Consider the following 23102-nt stretch of genomic DNA (forward strand, 5'->3'; position numbering starts at 1 on the left):
CTTCTCTGCTCCGACAATCCAAGAGCAAAGGCTTCTGATATAATCAATGGCATTTATTATACCCATGACGATGCAGATTGCATTTCCTAACCTGTATTACTAGCATTCGTCGAGGCCAAAACAGACAAGGCATTTTTATGAAACAGTATTTAGATCTCTGTAACCGTATCGTCAATGAAGGTGAGTGGGTCAACAACGAACGGACAGGCAAGCGCTGCCTGACCATTATTAATGCCGACCTTACTTATGATGTCAGCAAAGGCGAGTTTCCACTCGTTACCACTCGTAAAAGCTACTGGAAATCTGCCATTGCAGAAATCATCGGTTACTTAAGAGGCTATGATAATGCCGCAGATTTTCGAGCACTCGGTACAAAAACATGGGATGCCAATGCCAACAAAAATCAAACTTGGCTAAACAATCCTTATCGTAAAGGCGAAGACGATATGGGACTTTGCTACGGCGCCATTGGCCGTAACTTCCCCAAGCCAGACGGTGGTCATATCGATCTATTAAAACAAATTGTTGATGATCTCAGTCGTGGCATAGATAACCGCGGAGAAATTCTTACATTTTATCATCCTGGCGCGTTTCATATGGCCTGCCTTCGTCCTTGCATGTATAACCACCACTTTTCATTGCTTGGCGACACACTTTATCTTAACAGTACTCAACGCAGCTGTGATGTACCACTAGGGCTTAATTTCAACATGGTTCAAGTGTATGTATTGCTTGCCATCGTTGCACAAATCACAGGTAAAAAACCGGGCAAAGCCTTTCATAAGATAGTAAACGCTCATATCTATGAAGATCAGCTAGAGTTAATGCGTGATGTACAGCTGAAACGCGAGCCCTATCCATTACCAACATTAAAAATCAACCCAGAAATCAAATCACTAAAAGACGTAGAAACCTGGGTCACAATGGACGACTTCGAAATAGAAGGCTATCAATTCCACGACCCCATTGCCTACCCTTTCTCAGTTTAAGCTGCCTAACAAGCAAAACGGCGAGCCAATTATGGCTTCGCCGTTTGTTATTTACATCGACTTTTTAGGATTGATTCAGCTTATAAGAACTTTTCTATCAAAACCTCATTAATATATTTTTCACGAACTTTAGCGTGCTTTTTCGCAACACCAACGACATTAAAGCCTTGCTTTAAATACGTTGCTAAAGCATTTGGGTTATCTTCTCTGACGTAGGCAAACAACTTCTCATAACCTTTTGCTTTTGCTCGCTCAAATGTTGACTCAAATAAGCTAGATGCAACACCTTGCCTTCTACAACTAGCATCAACAAAGGTTCCAATAACACCGACATGGTCAAAAGCATGAGTATAAGCAGCAAACGGCTCGACATTTTGAAAGCCAACGACATTTGAACTCTCTTCATTTAACGCCACATGAAACACACCATGTTTAGGAAAATCTTGAATAAACTGCCTTTCCTCTTCCTCTGAAAAAGTAATATCAAGCACGGTGAAAAGACCTTCCTCAATAATTGGGTTCAAAATATTGACTATGCCTAGTGCATCTTTTACTTGCGCCTCTCTAACCAAGAGCATCATGTTTTTCCTTAACGAATTTATGATATTCAATACAATCAATGCCTTCACCTCGTACTTTTGCGAAATTGGCATGACACTTAACATCAAAAAATCCGTTGTGTACCAGCACTTTCTGCGAAGCAATGTTATCCACCGAAGCAAAAGCAATTAACGTTTGCAGATTAAGTTCATTAGCCACTTGAATAATTTGCTCCACTGCACGTTTAGCGATACCACGTCCGGCAAAATTTTCGCCTATCCGGTAACCTAAATAAGCCTCGCTCAAAACCAAATTAATATCCGTGAGATTGATACGTCCGGCCATTTCACCACTGTCATCAATAATAAGCATCGGCAACATGACTTTTCTTTGGTGCTGTGAGAGAAGTTCTTCAATATGCTTTTTTACACCTTCATCACTGTAAAAACCAACTTCCCGTGGATTGATATGTGCTTCAAACCACGTTCTATTTCCTGTTTCAAATTGCAGCAAAGCTCGAAAATCAGATCGAGATAATAAACGCAGTTCCATTCGCCTCAAATCCTTTATACAAGCTAATTTCTGATGATGTTAAGACCCTCATCTTCGGATGGAGCCTGAAAATATTGAATAACGTGATAGAAAACTGTTTCATTATCAAACTGAGCTCGTTCAGGTTGCTCGACTCGACGTTTTGCAAGTTGAGTCAGGCATTGCTCATCGCTCAAATCGAGAAAAATAAGCTCGTGTTGGCTTTGAACTTCAGAACACAATTGCTTGAACCATGCTCGCTGGTTAACAGTATTGGCAGGAAAATCCATCACCACATTGGCTCCTGTCTGCAAGATACTCTGCACATGTGCTTTCACAAAAGGTTTTATCAACGCAGAGAAAGTTAAGTAATCATCGAAAGAGCGAATTTGATTAGGGTAGTGGGCTGTAAGCCAATCATCTTCCGATAGCAGCACTGCGTTTTTTTCAACGGATAAAACTTTAGACTTAGTTGATTTACCTGCGCCCATTTTTCCACAGAAATAAGTGAGCGTTCCTGCATTTTTCATAAGCAATCCTTCTCAATAATGCCAAGCAACAAGATTAAAAGCAGGAAAACAAAAAAGCCAGCGAGGCTGGCTTTAATCGTAACTCTAAATCTTTTTAGCTATTTTGAAGCATCCGCTTTTGGAAAAGCATTCAGCTTGAAACCTGCAATGATTAGACCTGCACCAATTATCACCATAGGCAAAGACAGGAGCTGCCCTTCTGTCAACCAACCAAAAGCAAGGTAACCAATTTGTATATCTGGCTCGCGGACAAATTCTACTAAGATTCGGAAAATACCGTAGAGAAATAGGAACATACCGGAAACACAATAACGAGGTTTTGTTCTTTGCGAGAAGAACCACAGAATACAAAACAACGCGACACCTTCAAGTGCAAACTGATACAGCTGCGAAGGATGACGAACAAGTTGCAAAGGATCATTAGGAAAAATCATCGCCCAAGGAACGTCTGTCGGCTTACCCCATAATTCACCGCCAATAAAATTACCTAAGCGCCCAGCCCCTAAACCAATAGGTACAAATGGCGCAAGAAAATCAGTTACATCAACAAGATGCTTATTATAGCGACGAGCGAAGAAGAACATTGCGACAATGACGCCTAATAATCCTCCGTGAAAAGACATACCACCTTCCCAAATCCGCACGAGAATAAGTGGGTTATCAACAAATGCAGGAAACTGATAAAACAGAATATAACCAACTCGACCACCTAAAATGACACCAAGTGCACCATAAAATATAGCGTCACTCACCATTTCAGGCGTCCAAAGCCCGTTAGAGCGTTTGGCGCGATACATGCCGCATAGGTAAGCTCCGGCAAAACCGATTAGGTACATAATACCGTACCAATGCACGGAAATTGGTCCTATTGATACGGCAATAGGATCAATGTCTGGATATGAAATCATAATATTGAAGCAAACCTCTGGTAGGGATTATTCCACATTCGTGGTTTTAGATGGTCGAATCAAACGCTCGATATTGGCTTCGCGCATGAGCCGTGTCATGGTCTGTGTGACCGCTTCGGCATGAGATAGTTTCATAACTTCGTTAAGCATAACCTGAGATTGTTCCATTGAAATGTTGCGAATCACCGCTTTTACCTTTGGAAGACTAGTCGAACTCATCGATAATACGTCATATCCCATGGCCATCAACAAAATAGCCCCCATCGGATCACCAGCCATTTCACCACAAACGCTTAAACCGACACCTTCGTCTCTCACTTGATCCACAATACTAAGCAAGGCACGTAATACTGAAGGATGGAAAGAGTTATATAAATCTGCCACACGTGGATTATTCCGGTCTACAGCTAGTAAATATTGCGTTAAATCGTTACTTCCTACGGATACAAAGTCGACTAATTCGGCCAGTTCTTTGACCTGATAAACCGCAGCAGGAATTTCAATCATGACACCAACCTGCGGCATTTTGACATCATAGCCTTCTTCTTTAACTTCAGCGTAACCCCGACGAATCAATGCCAAGGCCTCTTCCACTTCTGCTACATTGGAGATCATAGGCAACATGATCTTAAGGTTATACAAGCCAGCACTGGCTTTTATCATGGCACGAATTTGCGCCATGAAGATTTCCAAATGATCCAACGTGACTCGAATACCGCGCCAACCTAAGAAAGGATTCGCTTCATTTATCGGAAAATAAGGCAGCGCTTTATCACCACCAATATCCAAGGTCCGAACTGTTACAGGAGAAGGTGCAAAGCCTTCTAATTGCTGACGATAAATAATCACCTGTTCCGCTTCAGTAGGAAAACGGTCGCGTACCATGAAAGGCACTTCCGTGCGATAAAGACCAATGCCTTCCGCACCACGATCCAATGAACGAGCGATATCTGCGGACAAGCCAGTGTTCACATATAAAGATAAACGATGGCCATCAAGGGTTTCACAAGGTAAATCTTTAAGAGTCTCGTACTCTTCTTCTAACAGCCGTTCTTCATCAACAATTTGCTGATAGTTTTCAATTAAAGCCTCAGAAGGATAAGTGAAAACCTTCCCTAAATAACCGTCAACAATAAGGTCGACTTTATCCAATTGTGCATAAGGTAGATCTAAGGCTCCCATAACCGTCGGAATACCCATAGCACGAGCTAAAATTGCCACATGAGAGTTGCCCGACCCCATGACAGACACTAGCCCCTTGATCTTATCAATTGGGATTTCACCCAACATAGATGCAGTGAGTTCCTCGCCGATAATAATAGAAGGCTCACTAAAGCGCTCTGCGACATTAGGAGCCTTTTCTTGAAGATGGGATAGAATACGACGACCAAGATCACGGAGGTCTGATGCCCGCTCACGTAAATAAGGATCATCCATGCGGTTAAACTGCTGAATATGCGCCTGAATAACCTGCCTTAATGCTCCTTGTGCCCACTGCCCTTCTTTGATTTTCCGGACAACTTCTCCAGCAATAGAGTTATCATCAAGAATTTTTAAATAGACATCAAAAAGCGCTTTTTCATCTTTAGAAAGGTGTTGACTGATACGGTTACTGGCTCGACGTATATCTTGCCTAACGGCGTCCAACGCTTGATAAAAGTCCTGAATCTCTTCATCAAAATCTGTCGTAATACGATCGGGGATAACATCCAAATCCGCAGGGGGAAACACCACAACACCACGACCAATCGCGACACCAGAACTGCCTGGAATACCTTTGTAACGAAAGTCTGATCCGCTCGGAATAACATTGGGATTGATGCTAGTAATTGCTCCTGTTGCTTCCGCATGGGCAATAACGCCGGCTAATTGCGCTGATAATGTAATAAGAAAGGCTTCTTCGCCTTCATCAAAACGACGTTTATCTTCATGCTGAACCACCAGCACGCCTAAAACTTGTCGATGATGGATGATAGGAACACCTAGAAAAGAACGGTACCTTTCTTCACCAGAGCCCTTTAAATAATGGAAGGATGGGTGAACATGAGCATCTTCAAGGTTAACAGGTTCAGCCCTTCGACCAACCAAACTCACCAAACCTTCATTCGCTTTTAGACTAACATTACCGGCAACATCGGCATTCAAACCACGAGTTGCCATCAAGATATATTCTTTAGTATTTTTATCTACCAAATAAATAGAACACACCTCTGCGCGCATTGCTCTGCGGACACGACGGACGATAATATCCAGTGCCGCAGATAAAGACTGCGCGGCGGTCACCTCTTGGGTAATACGTCTCAACAAACTTAGCATAGCTCTCCCATCAATCTATATAACCTCCAGCATCCAGTCACCAAGTTTATCACTTTTCCAGTCGACGATGTGCGCAAGGAATAAGCTCTTTTAGAGCTCGTCGGTAAACATCTTTCTTAAACGCAACCACTTGGCCAAGCGGATACCAATAACTTACCCAACGCCAGCCATCAAATTCGGGAGCTTCGGTTCCATCCACACACACAGAAGCATCAGGACAGCGAATAGAAAGAAGAAACCATTTCTGCTTCTGCCCAATACATAAAGGCTTACTATTGTGTCTAAGCATGCGCTTTGGAAGACGATAACGCAGCCAACCACGAGTTTTACCAATTACTTCCACCTGATGAGGATCTAGGCCCACTTCTTCTTTAAGCTCTCGAAACAACGCTTCTTCAGGCGTCTCGTCGGATTTGATACCTCCTTGAGGAAACTGCCAAGCATTCTGCCCTACGCGCCTCGCCCAAAGAAGTTGGCCACGCTCGTTCATCAGTATGATGCCCACATTCGGTCTGTATCCGTCTGCATCAATCACGAGCTATCACCTTTTAATATAAAAATAAATTAGTTTCATTGTTCCATAATTCCCCCATCCGCACAATTAAGACTACTGTTATTTCTTGTCTCCAAGGCTATAATTCGCGGACTTTAGAAGAATTGAGGACAGCTTGTGACACTCGCAATATTTGACTTAGACGGCACGTTATTAAACGGTGACAGTGATTACACTTGGGGACAATTTCTCGTTGAGAAAGGCTTAGTAAACAGCGAAGACTACAAATTGGCCAATGACAAGTTCTTCGAAGAATACCAAGAGGGGACGCTAGACATTCATGAATACTTGGCATTTAGCTTAGAGCCATTAACCAAGTTTTCGAGAAAAGAGTTAACCAAACTACATAACACCTTCATGCAAGAAAAAATTCAGCCAATGATGCAAGAAAAAGCCGACGCTTTACTAAAGTATCATAAAGACCAAGGCCACTTTTTACTCATGATTACCGCGACCAACCAATTCGTTACTGGACCCATTGGCGATGCTTTGGGGATGGATCACATTATTGCGCCTGTGCCAGAAATCATTAACGATCATTACACAGGCAAGATTGTGGGTGTACCAAGTTTCCAAGCAGGTAAAGTCACTCGCCTAAACGATTGGTTAGCAGAAACAGGTCACACAATGGAAGGCAGCTATTTTTATAGTGATTCTCGTAATGATTTGCCACTACTAGAACTAGTCACACACCCAATTGCTGTTGATGCCGATGAGACATTAACAAACATTGCCCAAGACCGTGGTTGGCAGCACATCTCATTAAGAGATTAATCAACAAAGCGATAGCAATATAAAAAAGCGCAGCCAGAATCAGATCTGACAGCGCTTTTTACCACGAAATCATATAAACAAAATGAGTTTATAAACCCATATTATTATGAATACGATAAAACATTGCTTTTAGGTATTCTGTTTCCTCAATCGCAGGATGCACTGGATGATCTGGTGCTTGCGTTCCACGATATATTAACTGTGAAAAACGCTCTAGCTGACGACTATTACTACGAATAATATCGTGTAATCGACCCGTTTCGAGGTGCATAGAACACGACCCTGAAACCAGAATCCCCCCCTTTGCAACTAAACGCATCGCTAGTTGGTTAGCACGATGATAAGCGCCTTCGCCTGCTTTAATATCTTTTCGACGAGCAATAAAGGCCGGAGGATCCATAACCACCACGTCGAAGCGTTCTTTGTCTTCAATCAAAGACTGCATCGCTTCAAATGCATCACCATGCATCAAGTTAGAACCCCCTTCATATTGGTTCAACTTAAGGTTTTCATCCACATGACTTAACGCACTCTCAGACGCATCAATAAAGGTAACGTCTGTTGCCCCAGCCGAGGCCGCTTGAACACCCCAACCACCAATATAAGAGAACACGTCTAAGACGCGTTTGCCATCACAATAACCTTGCATGGTTTTACGGTTTTCGCGATGATCATAGAACCAACCTGTTTTTTGGCCATCCCAAACAGGCGCTTGGAATAACACACCGTTTTCTTGTAGAAAAACCAATTCTGGGACAGTACCGAAAGCTTCCTCGACATAGGTCTCAAGACCTTCAATTTGACGCATCTTGCCATCATTTTTCATCAAAATAGCGGATGGTTTCAGCACATCTTGCAAAGCTTCAACGATTTCATTTTTCACTCGCTCCATGCCTGCCGTCGAAATCTGCACAACCAAAATATCGGCAAAGCGATCAACAACCAAACCAGACAAGCCATCGGAGTCACCAAAAACAAGGCGATAATATGGCGCAGGGTAAGTAAGCTCGCGCAAAGATAAAGCAATCTTTATACGATGAACTAAGGTCGATTTATTTAAAAAGGTATCCTTACTTCGGCTCACCAAGCGACCACAGATCAATGTATTAGGATTGATTGTCGCAATCCCAAGAGGTTTACCTTGAGCTGTTTCGACAACAACCTGATCCCCTGGAGTGAATTGCTTTAATGGCGTCGCAGAGGTATCTACCTCATTACTGTATATCCATTGATGTCCAGCCCTTAAACGGCGATCAGCTTGACCTTTTAGTCGAATAACACTCAAAATTTTCACCTTGTATATTTAAAAAACGCTATTATAAAGACTCTTGATTCAATTGCTACGAATTACGTGGCAGTATAGTTACTTGCCTTAAAGAAGTGTGTCCATGTCATCTACATTAAATGAAAATCAGCTTAAACTCATCTTGCAAGGCATTAGCATTCCAACACAACCGCAGGTAATGGTGGATCTACACATGGAACAAGCCATGCCGGATCCTGACATGGATCGTATATCGGAAATTATTTCACAAGATGTGAGCCTTTCGGCGGCCGTGTTAAAATTGGTCAACTCTGCGTCTTTTAATTTACCTAAAAAAATTGCCTCCATTCAGCAAGCCGTGATCTTACTTGGTCCAAATAGTGTCACGAATATTGTTAATGGACTTGCAGTAAAAAGCGAATTGTCTGACGAAGCAATACAATCACTGCACAGTTTTTGGGACACAGCCAACGATATAGCAGCAATTTGCTCAAGCTTAGCAAACCAACTTGGTTTTAAATATCAAGATGAATGCTATGCATTAGGGCTTTTTCATAACGCTGGAATGCCTTTGATGCTAAAGCGTTTTGATGGTTACCAAGAGGTGTTAAAACAAGGCTATCAAGATCCAAAATTCAACCTAACCGACGTTGAGAACCAAGCCTTTAAAACCAACCATTCCGTTGTCGGTTATTATTTGGCAAAGTCATGGGGATTACCTAAAAGCTGCTGTGCGGTCATCGCTAAACACCACCGCGTCGACTACCTATTTCGCCACAGAGTACCAGGCGACTCTATCAACCTAACCTTCGCTTCCATTTTAAAAATGGCCGAGCACATAGCATCCACTTTCAGGCACATAGGTGGGGCAAATGAAGACTATGAATGGAAAAAAACAGGCCATTACGTTCTGGATCATTTAGAACTGACTGAATACGATTTCGAAGGCATGATTGAAGTATGCCACGAGCAAGGGATAGGAACGGTTTAACACTTTTATTAGTGTTATTTTATCAGCAAGTAGCCATAAAAAATGTCCAAGTAATTTATAAGAAAACCACTTGGGCATTTTTATTTATAAGCCTTTCCTAATATCCCTCTAACGCGGAAACATCACAAGATGATCTAAATGAACGCTCAGGCCGATTTCCTGACCAACAGAATGATTATGATGAGAAGAAGCAAAACAATAGATTACTTTGCCAGAAGACAGTTTCACGCGGTATAAAAAGTGCGACCCACGAAACCATTTACTCACAATCACACCAACAAACTCACTAGTATCATCATGCAAAATATCATCAGGTCGAACCAACAAATCCACTTCAGTGTTATCAGCGAAGCCATGATCTAAATCACCACGAATATTACCTAAGGCAGAATGCACACAATCTGGCCCACAAACCTTTGCACTCAAAAAATCACCATGACCAATAAAACTGGCTACAAAACGTGTTTCCGGACGATGATAAATTTGATATGGAGAACCAGTTTGATGAATCACTCCTTCGCTCATCACCGACACTTGATCCGCCATGGCGAATGCTTCCATCTGATCATGAGTAACTAATAGCGCGCTCATCTTTTCATGCTGCAATATGGCACGTATATCGGGCACTAGCTCTTCTCTCAACTTGGCATCCAGTCCAGAAAAAGGCTCATCCATCAATAATAATTTAGGCTTAGGAGCAATCGCGCGTGCCAGAGCAACGCGTTGCTGTTGCCCACCAGAGAGAGAGTGCGGATAGCGAGATTCAAACCCAGACAATCCAACTAGGCTTAATAAATAAATAACACGTTCCTGCGCCGCCTCTTTAGGCCAAGCAGATAAGCCAAAAGCAATATTCTGTGCAATGGTAAGATGCGGAAACAAGGCAATATCTTGAAACACCATACCGATAAAACGATGCTCAGGATTAACACTGCGTGAAGGACTTGAAATCACTTCACCATCAATATTTATCTCGCCCGTCATCAAAGATTCAAAGCCAGCGATTGCACGCAATAGCGTTGATTTACCGCAACCGCTAGGCCCAAGCAAACAACCTATCTGGCCTTCTAACAGCTTGAAGGAAGCATTTTTGACAACCACATTACCATCGTAACCAACCGAAACATCGGCCAGCGTCATTTCTTTCAATAGTTTATGTGGAGGTAACGATGACATATGCAATCCTATTTTTAATAAACTTTATTTAGCGCTGTCAGTGCGGGATGAAATGGAACGACTCAACAAAATTACTGGCACCAACCCTACCAGCACTATCATTAACGAAGCAGGAGCGGCGTCAACAAGACGTTCATCTGACGCTAGCTCAAAAGCTCTTACTGCCAACGTATTAAAATTAAAGGGACGTAATACCAAAGTAGCTGGCAATTCTTTTAGCACATCGACAAAGACAATTAATATGGCCGTTAAGACCGAACCTTTTAATAGCGGAATATGAATACGCGTTAATACTTTAAAAGGCGACATACCAAGCGAGCGCCCTGCCATGTCCATACTAGGCTTAATCTTTCCAAGACCATTTTGTACCGCACCTAAAGACACCGCCATAAAACGAACCGTGTAGGCAAACAACAGTGCGACTAATGTGCCTGAAAAAATAAGGCCTACTCTTTCATCGCTGTAATGCTTAACCAAGTCAATAATTCGATGATCTAGCCAAGCCAACGGAACAATAGTACCAATGGCAATAATTGTCCCTGGTAAGGCATAACCTAAACCGGCAATCCCAACCGATGCTCTGACCGCTTTACCATTATTCAAACGAATCGCATAACTCAGAACCAAAGCTAAACTCACTACAATTAAAGAGGCCATCGCAGCAAGATAAAAAGAATTCCACGCCAATTGAATAAAGTTTGCTCCCGGCATTTCGGCTTTAAATACCGCCCAATACGCTAACACGCTGACAGGAATAAGAAAGCCAACAATAATAGGTAATAAACAAAAAATACAAGCAAATAATCCACGTCCACGGCTTAAAATCATACGTCGATTACTGGCCTTTTTTAAACCAGATGCATGATAACGAATACGATGTCGTGAATATCGTTCAAGCAGAATCAATACAGCTACAAACATCAGCAAAACGCCTGCTAACTGAGAAGCAGCCGCCACATCACCAAAGCCATAAAAAGTTCGTAAAATCCCCGTGGTGAAGGTGTTTACGCTGAAATATTGCACCGTGCCATAGTCTGCTAATGTTTCCATAAGCGCCAGCGTCAGGCCTGTGACAATCGCGGGACGAGCAAGAGGAAGAGCCAGTTTGAAGAATACAGCTCGGCCGGAATAGCCAAGTGTCCGGCTGACTTCTAAAGTGTTCTCAGATTGCTCTAAAAAAGCAGCTCGACTCATCAAATACACATAAGGATAAAGTACCAAAGTCAACATAGCGATGGCACCACCAAGTGAGCGTATTTCAAAGAACCAGTATTCACCATATCGCCAACCAGTTAGCTCACGAATAAAGCTTTGCACTGGGCCAGCAAAATCCAACACACCAGTGTAGGTATAAGCAATAATATAAGCGGGCACCGCCATAGGTAACAGTAAAGCCCAAGAAAGGAAGGTACGGCCAGGAAAATCGCACATGCTTGTCAACCAAGCACAAGGCACACCAATAATAAGCACGCCAACGCCAACGCCAAGCATTAACAACAATGAGTTCGAAATGTATTCTGCTAATACCGTCTGATAAAGGTGTTTCCACACTTCACCGTTACCAATCAGAACATTAACCAGAACAACTAAAATGGGTAATGCCAAAATGGCAGCAATAAACATTGCCGCCACCTTTAACCAATCCCACTTAGACTTACTTGCTAAACTCGAGCGAGCTAAATTTGCCATTAATCATCAAAAACCATGTCAGAAAGCTCATTATACGGAGCCGATGTCAAAAAAATCACTTCCAGCCGGCAACATCCATAATTTCAACGGCTTCACGATTATTTTCACCAAGTTGGCTTAATGAAATAGTATCCGCTCGGAAAGTACCAAATGGAGCAAGCATTTCTGGCGCTCCGATACCTTTTACCACTGGGTATTCGTTGTTCACATGGGCGTACCATGCTTGAGATTCTTTATTAGTAAGAAACTCAAGCAGCAAGGTCGCATTGTCAATATTGGTGGCCGCTGCAGTAATGCCCGCACCACTGACGTTGACATGAGCACCTCGTTCACCGTCTGCCTGATTGGGCCAGAACAATTTCACCTTGTTATAAACAGCCCTTTCGTCTGCGCTATCACTTTGCCCAAGACGACCATAGTAATAAGTATTTGCCAGTGTGAGATCACAAACTCCCGCTGAGACAGCTTTTAATAAATCCACGTCACCACCAAAAGGTGGGCGCGCTAAATTAGAAACTAACCCCTTAACCCAAGCTTGAGTCTTCTCTCGGCCATCTGCTTCTAACATGGAAGCAACTAAAGATTGATTATATATATTAGCGGACGAACGCACACAAATACGCCCTTTCCACTTCGAGTCGGCAAGATCTTCGTAGGTCGACAAATCATTCGCAGAGATTTCTTGAGGGTTATAAAAAATCACGCGAGCCCGCTGAGACAAACCAAACCAATAACCATCACTATCACGTAGATGACTAGGAATATTGGCACTTAATACATCACTGTGAATTGTCTTCAATACGCCAGCCGCTTTGGCACGATGTAAACGTCCCGCATCAACCGTAATAAAAATATCTGCTGGGCTGGCATCGCCTTCGGCCTTTAAACGGCTCAACAAGGCATCAGCTGAACCAGTAATAAGGTTAACAACGACATCGTTTTGTTCTGAGAACTTATCCAAGGCAGGCTTAATAAGAGATTCTTTACGGGCAGAATAAATGTTCACTTCGCCTTTAGCTTGTAAACCAGTAGAAAGAAGCAATGAGGAAGCTAGCGCAGCAAACCCAACATAGCCCAACACAGACTTTCGTCTTTGCTTTTCAACCGATTGGCACAATTTTACGGACATATTAACCTTCCACCTATTCCAGAAATTCACTTTTCCCTAAGGCAAAACACACCCCACATAACGAGAGAAAAGACCATAAAAAAATGAGACAAGAAATTAGCACAACACGATATTAAACACTAGCGATTATCATTTATTTATGGCGTTATAAACCTGACGTTAAGCAAAGAAAACCAAGACACAGTTTGGCCAATGTCTTTATCAAATACGCCAAACCATTGACTATATGAATAAAAAAAAGAAAGACTTCAGGTGATGAGATTCGTTCTTAGTGAAGCAATTGGTTAAGTCCATCACCAACAGCCAAAGCATCATCTAATTCATAAATGATCCCCTCGGGCAAACCCGCCGCTTTTGCTACCGCTGAAGGGAAACCCTCTCGAACTAAGTCGTATTCTCTTTCATTACGAATACAAGCATTTATGTAGCAGGCTAGATTCAAAACACAAGCTAGCGGATTGGGCTCACCATCAGAAAATGGTCGTTTATGGTGCTGTACTGCATCCCCAATACCGGCGGGAAACTTCCATAAATCCATTAACGCTTTCCCTGCATCTTGAGTGGTAAACCCCATTAAGTCTTGTTCGGCTTTAACACGTCCAGCTTTACGGTTTGCAACCAAGGATTGAATTTCTTTCGCTATCTCAGGTTCGGTTAAATGCAATAACAATCGACCAATATTGTGAACAATACCAACGGTAAAGGCCTCATCTTCTTGAACCAACGGCGTTCGCTTGGCAAACCATTGCGCTAATTCAGCAACTCGAAAGGAGTCTGCCCAAAACTCAGGTAGTTTTATGCCTTCAACTTTTTTTACTGAGTTAGAAAAACCGGAAGCAATAACTAAGGTTTTGAGCTTATCAATGCCAAGTAAAACAGTCGCCTCATCTATCGAAGATATTTTCCTAGATAAACCAAAATAAGCCGAATTCACCACTCGCAACACTTTTAAAGAAATGGTCTGATCATGGGAAACACGTTCCGTAAGATCGGAATACTTAACATTAGGGTCACTAAGAAGCTGAATTAGTTCGCGTACAACATCTGGGACATTAGGAAGTTTATCCGTTTTCTTCAGAAGATCAGTTGCTTGCATACTATTCTGCCTTTTACTCTAATTAGGGACATATTTATACATGCAGAATAAAACAGCCAATACGTTTTGCAACCGAAAATACGTAGCGTTTTGAAAATATACTCTTCATCTACCGACAATAAAAAATGGCAAAGGGGACAAATTAAGAAAAAGAAGACAGACCAGCCGCACGAGCGACTAATTTTTTCTTCAAAGATTCTCCCTTGTTAAATTGCTTCATACCAATATTTCTTAGCTGAACCACAAGGGGTTGTTGAGTCGAAAATAGACGTTTAAACGACTCCATACCTGCAGCCATAGCAATGTTATCCAACATACGAGCGCGCTGATAACGGCGTAAAACATTGCTTACCCCAAGGCCCTCACCTCGTCGATGCGCTTTTTCTAGCACTTCCACCAGCGCCTTAACGTCACCAAAACCCAGATTTGCACCTTGTCCGGCTAGGGGATGAATCGTATGCGCGGCATCCCCAATCAATACAAGTCCAGCTTTTACATATTGCTTAGCATGACGCTGTCTCAATGGAATCGCTTGACGAACTTGGGTCAACCCCAAAATGTCAAAGCGCTTACTAATTGCGTAATGTAAACGACGACAAAAAGCACTGTCATCAAGAGCCATTAGAGAGTTCGCTTCTTTTGGTGGCACAGACCAAACAATAGAGACAAAATGCTTTTGATCAACAGAAGGTAGCGGAAGAAAGGCTAAAATCCCCTCCTCCCCAAAACTTTGCCAAGCTGTATTTTCATGTGGTTGAGCAATTTCGACTGTGGTGACAATTGCATGGTGCCCATAGTCCCACTCTATGGTATCGAACGCATTTTCAGTGCGCAGTTTAGACAAAGCACCATCTGCAGCAACAATCACCTGAGCATCTAGAACTTGCCCTGAAGTCAGCTCGACTCTGACACCTGACTCGCTTAATTCATGAGACTCTAAGGTATCACCTAAATAAAGATCGATATTTTCGGAGCGTCTAACCTGCGCTATTAACTGCTGATTTAATACGGCATTTTCAACTAAATGACCAAGTTCAGGCATCGCTGTCGCTTGAGCATTAAAGTCAATATATCCCTCACCAAGGCCATCCCAAACCACCATATTGTCATAAGAAGCAATACGGTCTTGACCAATACCTTGCCAAACATTGGCTTTTTCAAGTAAAGCTTTTGATTGACTGGAAATAGCACTGACACGAGCATCATAAGCAGGAGGCGAAGACAATTGATATTCGCCGTCATGTCTATCAATAAGAGCGATTCGTAAAGAAGATTTAGCCAATAATATCGCAGACAAAGCGCCAACCATACCAGCACCCACAATAATCACATCGTACGATTTAGCCATTTTCTTTACTCCGTCTCTCATAGGGATTATCGGCTTTCAGCCATTAACGCTTCAATCTCTGTCATTTCTTTAGGCAAACCATGAGTCAAAACATATGGGCCATCGGCGCGAATGAGTACATCGTCTTCAATACGAATACCTATGCCCCGCCATTTTGCATCCACTGATTCATTATCAACTGACACATATAACCCAGGCTCTATGGTCAACACCATACCTTCTTCTAACAAGCGAGATTCACCAGCGATTTTATAAACGCCACAATCATGGACATCCAAACCTAACCAATGTCCAGTATTGTGCATGTAAAAATCTCTATATGCCTTGCTCTCGATCAGCTGATCTACATCCCCGGTTAATAATCCGTGCGTAACTAGACCTTCTGTCAAAGTCCGCACCGCCGCATTATGACAAGCTTCGTAAGGTGTACCAACTCTCAGCTCTTTCATGCCAGCATGATAAGCATCTAGCACCAGTTGGTATAAAGCTGCCTGCGACTCACTGAATTTACCATTCGCTGGAAAAGTACGAGTAATATCCGCCGCGTAGCAACCTAACTCCGCACCAGCATCAATCAATATTAAATCACCGTCCTCGATCACTTCATCGTTTTTGATGTAATGTAAAACGCAAGCGTTACTACCTGAAGCGACAATATTGTTATACGCAGGTTGGCGCGCACCGGATTTCATAAACACATAATTCAATTCTGCTTCTAGCTGATATTCATTCATACCCGGACGAACAGATCTCATAGCCTGTTTATGAGCCTCAACACTAATTTGCGCAGCTGTTTCCATAATGGCAATTTCTTCCGCGTCTTTGCGCAAGCGCATTTCAGACACCAATGGCAATAGGTCGATAAAACGTGTCGGTGCCGCCGCGCCTATTCGGACTCGTGCGGCAATAGCATCACGCCAACCAGCTATTTTTTCGCGAAGAACATCGTCATTAAACAAATACACAACTTGCTCAGCGCCATTCAAAGCATCAAACGCGACTTTATCTAATTCTTCTAACGGAGCGGCATCATCCGCACCAAAAGTTTTTATCGCTCCTTGGCTACCAAACCGAAAACCATCCCATTGCTCACGCTCAGGATCTTTTGACAAAGTAAGTAAAGTAATTTCGCCTTTACCATGAATAATGGCGTAAGCACTTGGCTCTGGAAATCCGGTTAAATAGAAAAAACTACTATGTGGACGAAACTCATACTCACAATCATTATTACGAGTTGCTAGCTCACCCGTTCGCAAAACAACCACACTATTGTCAGGCAACGATTGCATCAAGCGCTCACGACGAGCCTGATAAGTTTGAGTATCAATTTTCATAGAAGGTCTCACTTATTAATTGTTATTCCATTAAACACTAGCGATAACATTTTGATTTAATAAAAAATCTAGTGTAAGGAGTTTTGTTTAGTATGATCTACATCGGGATTAATATCATGATGTTCGGTGTACAACATCATCGCAGACAGTCTGACGTACTCAACCAATTCGGTTAAATCAGCCTCGTTGTCATTGTTGTCTTCAAGTGCACGCATTTCCGCTTGCATGCCTGAGATATTGGCAAAATCACGCAGAATTTGTTTAGTTTCATCGGATAAATCATTCTTTTGTCCTGACAAGCCATACCCTGCTAAAAAGCCATGTGCCCATTGCGCCAACGTTACACCTCTTTCGCATAATTCAGCATCTTCATCCGAAATACTTGGTTCAAGGGCAAACTCACCATTTTGAAGTAAAGTCAGGGTAGCCGTATAGAGTTCAATAATCACCGCTCGGCTAGCCTCTTCCTTCCAGCCTTCGATATCGCAAAACTCCACTACCATAGTAAGCCAGTCTTCTAACGGTAACGTCACACCAGAGGCGAGATAACCACAAAGTTGACCATGTAATTCTGACGGTGACGCGGTAATGGACTCGGTGACAAAAACATCGGCGATTAAATCGAAGTCCAATGCGTCTTTTAACATTTCTGTGGACATAGTGTGCCAACCTTATAGCTGTTCAATTCATTAAAATTTATGGTTTAACTTAGAAAATTACGGTTTAACTTAGAAAAAAGAAGCCGCACCTAGTGGCGCGGCTTTCTGTCTCATTTTGAGATCTCATATCAACAATATGGGGCAGTGATACAAACCTTTCAAGTCTATTGGCCTAGTTGCTTCAGGCCAGACTCCACTGTTTGTAAAATCAAAGTATTGATTGTCATTGGACCAACACCACCAGGAACTGGCGTATAAGCAGCAACGCGATCAGTCAAAGGAGCAAGCTCAATATCGCCAACGCCACCAGGATGATAACCAGCATCAACCACAACCGCGCCGTCTTTAATCCACTCTGCTTTGATAAATTCTGGTTTACCCACAGCACCAACAATCACATCAGCTTGCTTAACAAATTCAGACAAATTTTGTGTGCGCGAATGACAAATCGTCACGGTCGCATTAGCATTCAGCATCATCATCGCCATTGGTTTGCCAAGAATAGGGCTACGACCAACCACAACAACGTGTTTGCCTTCTAGATTCACATCGTATGCTTCAAGCAGGCGCATTATGCCAGCAGGCGTTGCCGCACCGTAAGCAGGCTCTTGCATTGCCATACGACCAAACCCAAGACAGGTTACACCATCTACGTCTTTATGAGCCGCAATAGCGTCAAAGCACAAACGCTCATCGATTTGCTCTGGCACTGGATGTTGTAACAAAATACCGTGTACATCTGGGTTATTGTTTAGCTCGTCAATCTTTTCTAGTAGCTGCTCAGTGGTCGTCGTTTCAGGCAATTCAATTGCCATAGAATCCATACCAACGCGACGACACGCGTTGCCTTTCATCTTCACATAAGTGGCTGATGCTGGATCAGCACCCACTAGAATTGTCGCTAAAATTGGGGTGCAACCGGTACGCGCTTTCAACTCGGTAACTTGAGCCTGTAGGCGGTTTTCAGTTTCTTTGGCGCAAAGTTTGCCGTCAAGAACCAGTGCAGTCATGAATGAGCTCCAGTAAAATTAGAGTGATATATGAGGGAGGCACATTATACCTCAACTTTTACCTTGATACGCAGTGCCAAAACCAATTTGTTCGGCAAAAGATCGAATCTCCACTTTTTTGTTATAAGGGCCACAATTAAGCAGGTTCGAGATAGTCCACCAACAACTGTAGATTGCGCTGTCCGCGAAACTCATTCACATCCAATTTATAAACCAAGCGTGCTTGCGTCGCTTTATCATTCGGCCATTGATCCAGATCGACAAAAAAACTAATCGCATCCAATAAAAGCCCACTGTTCGGTTCACGCACCATTAGTTTAAGATGCTTCTCACCGACAATACGCTGCTGCAAAATATCAAACACGCCATCAAAACAAGGTTCGGGAAACATCTGCCCCCACGGCCCAGATAAGCGAACTTGCTCAGCAAAGCTCAAACTAAAGTCTTCTGGCGCCAACGCCCCATCAGTAAGCAATGTCGCTTCTAATTGCTCCGGTGTTACCCATTCGGTAATGATGGCATCGAACGCCAATTGGAATGCTTCATAGTGAGACTCTTTAATCGACATCCCCGCCGCCATAGCGTGACCGCCAAATTTACTAAGCAACTGCGGGTAACGCTTTGCCAATAAATCCAAAGCATCACGAATATGCACTCCAGGGATAGAGCGAGCCGAGCCTTTTAGCTCATCTTCACCCACTCGAGCAAAAGCAATCACTGGACGATGGCATTTATCCTTCATTCGTGACGCTAAAATCCCAATAACGCCTTGATGCCAATCCGCATCGTAAAAACACATACCGTTTGGCATGTCGTGATCTTCATCCAACAAAGACACCAGCACCAATTCGGCCTGTTCTTTCATATCAGATTCAATGGCTTTGCGTTCTCGATTAAATTGATCCAACTGCTGTGCGTAGTCACGCGCTTGATGAGGATGAACCGCCAACAAACATTCAATACCGATCGACATATTATCTAGACGACCTGCTGCGTTTAACCTTGGCCCAACGACAAAACCCAAATCTGATGCTTTCAACTGAGTATAATCACGACGCCCGACTTCTAATAAAGCAAGAATGCCCGGACGCGCCAAACCCGCTTGAATACGCTTAATCCCCTGCTGAACGAGAATGCGATTATTGACATCCAAAGGCACCACATCGGCTACCGTTCCGAGTGCGACCAAATCTAAAAAGTCTGCCATTTTCGGTTCGGGGATGTGCTGCTCGGTAAACCAGTTACGGCGATTCAGCTCGGCTCGTAAAGCAGACATAACATAAAAAATCACCCCAACACCGGCTAAATTCTTACTTGGAAAACCGCAATCTGGATGATTCGGGTTCACAATAGCATCGGCGTTTGGCAATGTATCGCCAGGTAAATGGTGATCAGTAACCACCACCTTCATACCATAGGACTTTGCAGCGAGCACACCATCAATACTGGCTATACCGTTATCCACTGTCACCAAGACATCTGGTGATCGCTCTTGTGCGACCGCTACAATTTCAGGCGTCAATCCATAACCAAATTCAAAACGATTCGGCACCAAATATTCTGGAGCAATCGCTCCCATTGCTTCTAAAGCTAGAACCCCAAGGCTAGTACTAGTCGCGCCATCCGCATCAAAATCACCAACGATCAGAATCTTTTGGCCATCCACAATTGCATCTGCCAAAATTTTGGCCGCCGTAGTTAAATCAAATAAAGAATCAGGTCTTAATAAATACGGCAAACGGTAATCCAACTGGGCAACAGACATCACATCACGAGATAAAAAGACTCGCTGCAAAGTTGCAGACATTGTTGATGGAAAGTCATTTGCTTCAGCCGGTACAGCTCGGCGCTCGATACGCATGTAAACCTCAAAGTCAGGATAAGCAGAAGACAAAGAATAACACGAAAATAACACCACCCTCACCGCAACTGGCGCAAAATGGAATCATTAGCAAAGGCAACTTCGCGCACACTTCTAAACCGCCATAAAATAATGACAAATCAAACCTCAGTGCCGAAGCAGCCATTAGTAGTTTATTGATTAACTCCTTTGGCCTTGAAACACAGCAGAACTAGCAAAAGCCGATGTCACTTATTATTCGGGGCGCGCAATGGTAGGTCGTTTTATTGGTGCGGCATTTATTTCGTTTATCGTCATACAAAAAAACAAAGCCCCCGCTTAAACACCTTAAGCAAGGCCTTCTACTGATTAAACAAGCTTCAATCGAACTTTCCTATTCAGCTGCTACGAGTTTGATTTCGACCTGCTCGCTTTGCGCTATATAAATGATTATCGGCCAAGGTAATTGCCTCTCTAAGTGAAATCATTTCATTCATCGTCGCCACACCAAAGCTCATAGTCATACGAAACTTCTGATCTAAATAAACAAACTCATATTCTGCCACGCGTTGTCGAATAGACTCAGCCAAAGCAATAGCCTGCGACTCACTGCAATCACAAACTGCTATTAAAAACTCTTCCCCACCCCACCGAGAAGCCAAATGGCCTTCAGAAAGAGAGGTTTGAATGATCTTACTAAGTTCAATAAGCGCATAATCTCCGGCATCATGACCATATTCATCATTAATACTTTTAAAGAAATCAACATCCGCCAATATTAGATGAAAACTTCTATAAGTGCTTGCTTCAAGCCGTTGAAGCATTCCCCTTCGGTTCAGCAACTCAGTCAATGAATCGGTATAAGCAACTAATTTAAGTTTCGCTGAAGTCTCCTTTAATTCTTGATTAAATCTCGACATCGAATATTCATAAATCCAAGAAAGAAACACCACCAAGATAAAAGAAAATATGATTCTCGACTTTAACATAGGGTCATAACCAAACTCAGTAAAATGGCTATTCATGAAAAACATCGTAACAATTAAAGCAAGAGTAAAAATACCAAGCTCAATCATACCTCTCTTCATACCGTGCAAAAATAACGACACGGCAGGCACACAAAATACCCAAACATGCCCTGTACCCTTAGCTCCACCAGTATACATAAGGTAAATCATCAAAACATATAGGGGATAAATGACAAATTTGCCGGATAAATTATGATTATGAGTACGACGTAAATAGATATGATTTATTGCATACAATAATGCAACAAATAGAAGTAGCGAACCGAGGACAAATTTCCCTTCTATGAGAGACCCAATACCCAATGGCAGCGTAAAAAGTACACCAACGGATGCAAAAAGATTAATAACAAAAACTCGCCGAATATCTTCAGAAAAAACATCCTCTGCTCTACCAACATAAAAAGAAATCAGCCAAGAAAATCTAGCGTTATTATATTTAGAGTGTTCGACTTTTGCTTTATAGGAGTGTTTTGTCATATATATTCTCCGGCCCAGCGCTTTTAAATCGCAATGGTGGGGAAAATATGAAAAAACTCCCCCAATACGAACAATCCTACACCAAAGCCTAAAAGAGCTCTTCTTATAATCTCCTATGGTTACAAAATACAACAATTCATACCTAAACTCAGATATATAACGAACTAAGCTGGGTATAAACGCGACAATAAAACAGGCACCACCGTTTCAACCTTTAAAATACGATCACCTAAATGAACAGACTCCATTCCAGCCTCATGCCATTTACTCACTTCAAATTCATTCCATCCACCTTCGGGCCCGAGCGCAAGAACACAAGGTTGCTGGATATCGATAGGACATCGCTTAGCTAAATAAGGATGAGCAAGTAACCCAACTTTGCCTTTCAGAATAGCCGGCAATTGATCTTCTACAAAAGGACGAAAACGAGGAATAAGCGTCCAGTTAGGCATTATCGTATCTTTTGCTTGCTCTAGACCTTCTAACAAACACTGCTGAATAGATTCAGTTTGTAAAACAGGGCTTTGCCAGTAACTTTTTTCCACTTTGGCTGAATGAATAAGGTATAAATCCTTCACCCCCATCGCGGTTATATTCAGCAAGGTTCGCTTCAGCATATTTGGTCTTGGCAAAGCCATAACCAACACCATAGGCAAAGGTTCTGGAGGTTGTGAAGATAAATTTAGCGAATGGATATAGCCAAATTGATTGTCGTCGTTGGGCGGTTCATAAATACCCTCTCCAATTTTACCATTCAACACCCCCACTCGTAGAACATCACCTCGCTTCGCTTTAATGACTTTTGAAATATGGGTTTGCTGACGCAAGGTCAGCCCGTAAAGACCGTTATCAAAGGTGTTTTTAGGATCAAGTAAGATGATATTCATATAAGAGGCGCAAAAGTATGAGGAAAAAAGAAA

General features: G+C 42.6%; 21 protein-coding genes. 3 read left to right on the forward strand and 18 right to left on the reverse strand.

The genetic code is table 11. The features are described 5' to 3' along the window. Window positions 1-137: 137 nt before the first annotated feature. Window positions 138-989: a thymidylate synthase gene (locus DFP80_RS15665; protein ID WP_113917752.1), complete on the forward strand. Its 852-nt coding sequence runs from the start codon at window positions 138-140 to the stop codon at window positions 987-989. Between the two features lie 80 nt (window positions 990-1069). On the opposite strand, the gene DFP80_RS15670 is transcribed toward DFP80_RS15665, so the two are convergent. The 6 genes from DFP80_RS15670 to DFP80_RS15695 form a co-directional block, all read right to left on the reverse strand. Next, window positions 1070-1570, reverse strand: a complete 501-nt coding sequence (locus tag DFP80_RS15670) for a GNAT family N-acetyltransferase (RefSeq protein ID WP_113917753.1) — start codon at window positions 1568-1570, stop codon at window positions 1070-1072. Continuing rightward, entirely contained in the window at window positions 1554-2081 is a 528-nt protein-coding gene (locus DFP80_RS15675; RefSeq protein ID WP_113917754.1) for a GNAT family N-acetyltransferase, read from the reverse strand. Before DFP80_RS15675 ends, DFP80_RS15670 begins: the two co-directional genes overlap by 17 nt. Window positions 2082-2104: 23 nt before the next feature. Next, window positions 2105-2590, reverse strand: a complete 486-nt coding sequence (locus DFP80_RS15680; protein WP_113917755.1) for a P-loop nucleotide/nucleoside kinase family protein — start codon at window positions 2588-2590, stop codon at window positions 2105-2107. Between the two features lie 98 nt (window positions 2591-2688). Further along, complete coding sequence (gene lgt / locus DFP80_RS15685) at window positions 2689-3498, reverse strand: prolipoprotein diacylglyceryl transferase (protein WP_113917756.1); 810 nt, start codon at window positions 3496-3498, stop codon at window positions 2689-2691. A 27-nt stretch (window positions 3499-3525) separates the two neighbouring features. After that, window positions 3526-5814: a phosphoenolpyruvate--protein phosphotransferase gene (gene ptsP, locus DFP80_RS15690; protein ID WP_113917757.1), complete on the reverse strand. Its 2289-nt coding sequence runs from the start codon at window positions 5812-5814 to the stop codon at window positions 3526-3528. 49 nt (window positions 5815-5863) lie between these two features. Next, window positions 5864-6349 carry an RNA pyrophosphohydrolase gene (locus DFP80_RS15695; RefSeq protein ID WP_113917758.1) on the reverse strand — a complete coding sequence of 162 codons (486 nt, stop codon included), beginning with the start codon at window positions 6347-6349 and terminating at the stop codon, window positions 5864-5866. Between the two features lie 135 nt (window positions 6350-6484). Between DFP80_RS15695 and DFP80_RS15700 the strand changes: the two genes are divergently transcribed. After that, window positions 6485-7141, forward strand: a complete 657-nt coding sequence (locus DFP80_RS15700) for a histidinol-phosphatase (protein WP_113917759.1) — start codon at window positions 6485-6487, stop codon at window positions 7139-7141. Window positions 7142-7229: 88 nt separating this feature from the next. On the opposite strand, the gene DFP80_RS15705 is transcribed toward DFP80_RS15700, so the two are convergent. Beyond that, window positions 7230-8426 (reverse strand): class I SAM-dependent rRNA methyltransferase, encoded by a 1197-nt coding sequence (locus tag DFP80_RS15705; protein WP_113917760.1) that lies wholly within the window; start codon window positions 8424-8426, stop codon window positions 7230-7232. A gap of 103 nt (window positions 8427-8529) precedes the next feature. On the opposite strand from DFP80_RS15705, the gene DFP80_RS15710 reads away from it, so the two are divergent. Further along, the gene (locus DFP80_RS15710; RefSeq protein WP_113917761.1) at window positions 8530-9396 is read left to right on the forward strand and encodes an HDOD domain-containing protein; all 867 of its coding nucleotides are present in this window, start codon (window positions 8530-8532) and stop codon (window positions 9394-9396) included. A gap of 108 nt (window positions 9397-9504) precedes the next feature. Here DFP80_RS15710 and DFP80_RS15715 read toward each other — a convergent pair whose 3' ends face one another. The 11 genes from DFP80_RS15715 to DFP80_RS15765 all read right to left on the reverse strand — a co-directional run bounded on the left by DFP80_RS15715 (window position 9505) and on the right by DFP80_RS15765 (window position 23069). Next, window positions 9505-10572: an ABC transporter ATP-binding protein gene (locus DFP80_RS15715; protein WP_113917762.1), complete on the reverse strand. Its 1068-nt coding sequence runs from the start codon at window positions 10570-10572 to the stop codon at window positions 9505-9507. Between the two features lie 24 nt (window positions 10573-10596). Beyond that, entirely contained in the window at window positions 10597-12261 is a 1665-nt protein-coding gene (locus DFP80_RS15720; protein ID WP_113917763.1) for an ABC transporter permease, read from the reverse strand. Between the two features lie 55 nt (window positions 12262-12316). After that, the gene (locus tag DFP80_RS15725) at window positions 12317-13390 is read right to left on the reverse strand and encodes a Fe(3+) ABC transporter substrate-binding protein (RefSeq protein ID WP_113917764.1); all 1074 of its coding nucleotides are present in this window, start codon (window positions 13388-13390) and stop codon (window positions 12317-12319) included. A gap of 268 nt (window positions 13391-13658) precedes the next feature. Further along, entirely contained in the window at window positions 13659-14486 is an 828-nt protein-coding gene (locus tag DFP80_RS15730; protein WP_113917765.1) for an HDOD domain-containing protein, read from the reverse strand. A 142-nt stretch (window positions 14487-14628) separates the two neighbouring features. Next, window positions 14629-15834, reverse strand: a complete 1206-nt coding sequence (locus DFP80_RS15735; protein WP_113917766.1) for a UbiH/UbiF/VisC/COQ6 family ubiquinone biosynthesis hydroxylase — start codon at window positions 15832-15834, stop codon at window positions 14629-14631. A 26-nt stretch (window positions 15835-15860) separates the two neighbouring features. Next, window positions 15861-17168: an aminopeptidase P N-terminal domain-containing protein gene (locus DFP80_RS15740; RefSeq protein ID WP_113917767.1), complete on the reverse strand. Its 1308-nt coding sequence runs from the start codon at window positions 17166-17168 to the stop codon at window positions 15861-15863. Between the two features lie 68 nt (window positions 17169-17236). Further along, a complete protein-coding gene (locus tag DFP80_RS15745) occupies window positions 17237-17827 on the reverse strand; it encodes a UPF0149 family protein (protein ID WP_113917768.1) in 591 nt (196 codons plus the stop codon). Window positions 17828-17991: 164 nt separating this feature from the next. Then, a complete protein-coding gene (folD, locus tag DFP80_RS15750) occupies window positions 17992-18837 on the reverse strand; it encodes a bifunctional methylenetetrahydrofolate dehydrogenase/methenyltetrahydrofolate cyclohydrolase FolD (protein WP_113917769.1) in 846 nt (281 codons plus the stop codon). Window positions 18838-18973: 136 nt separating this feature from the next. Continuing rightward, window positions 18974-20698 carry a single-stranded-DNA-specific exonuclease RecJ gene (gene recJ / locus DFP80_RS15755; protein WP_113917770.1) on the reverse strand — a complete coding sequence of 575 codons (1725 nt, stop codon included), beginning with the start codon at window positions 20696-20698 and terminating at the stop codon, window positions 18974-18976. Window positions 20699-21075: 377 nt separating this feature from the next. After that, on the reverse strand, window positions 21076-22182 hold the full coding sequence (locus tag DFP80_RS15760) for a GGDEF domain-containing protein (RefSeq protein ID WP_113917771.1): 1107 nt from the start codon (window positions 22180-22182) through the stop codon (window positions 21076-21078). Window positions 22183-22346: 164 nt separating this feature from the next. Beyond that, a complete protein-coding gene (locus DFP80_RS15765) occupies window positions 22347-23069 on the reverse strand; it encodes a 16S rRNA (uracil(1498)-N(3))-methyltransferase (protein WP_113917772.1) in 723 nt (240 codons plus the stop codon). Window positions 23070-23102: the final 33 nt, after the last annotated feature.

It is taken from the genome of Marinomonas rhizomae, from assembly GCF_003315485.1.
In the GTDB taxonomy this organism is placed as follows: Bacteria; Pseudomonadota; Gammaproteobacteria; order Pseudomonadales; family Marinomonadaceae; genus Marinomonas; species Marinomonas rhizomae.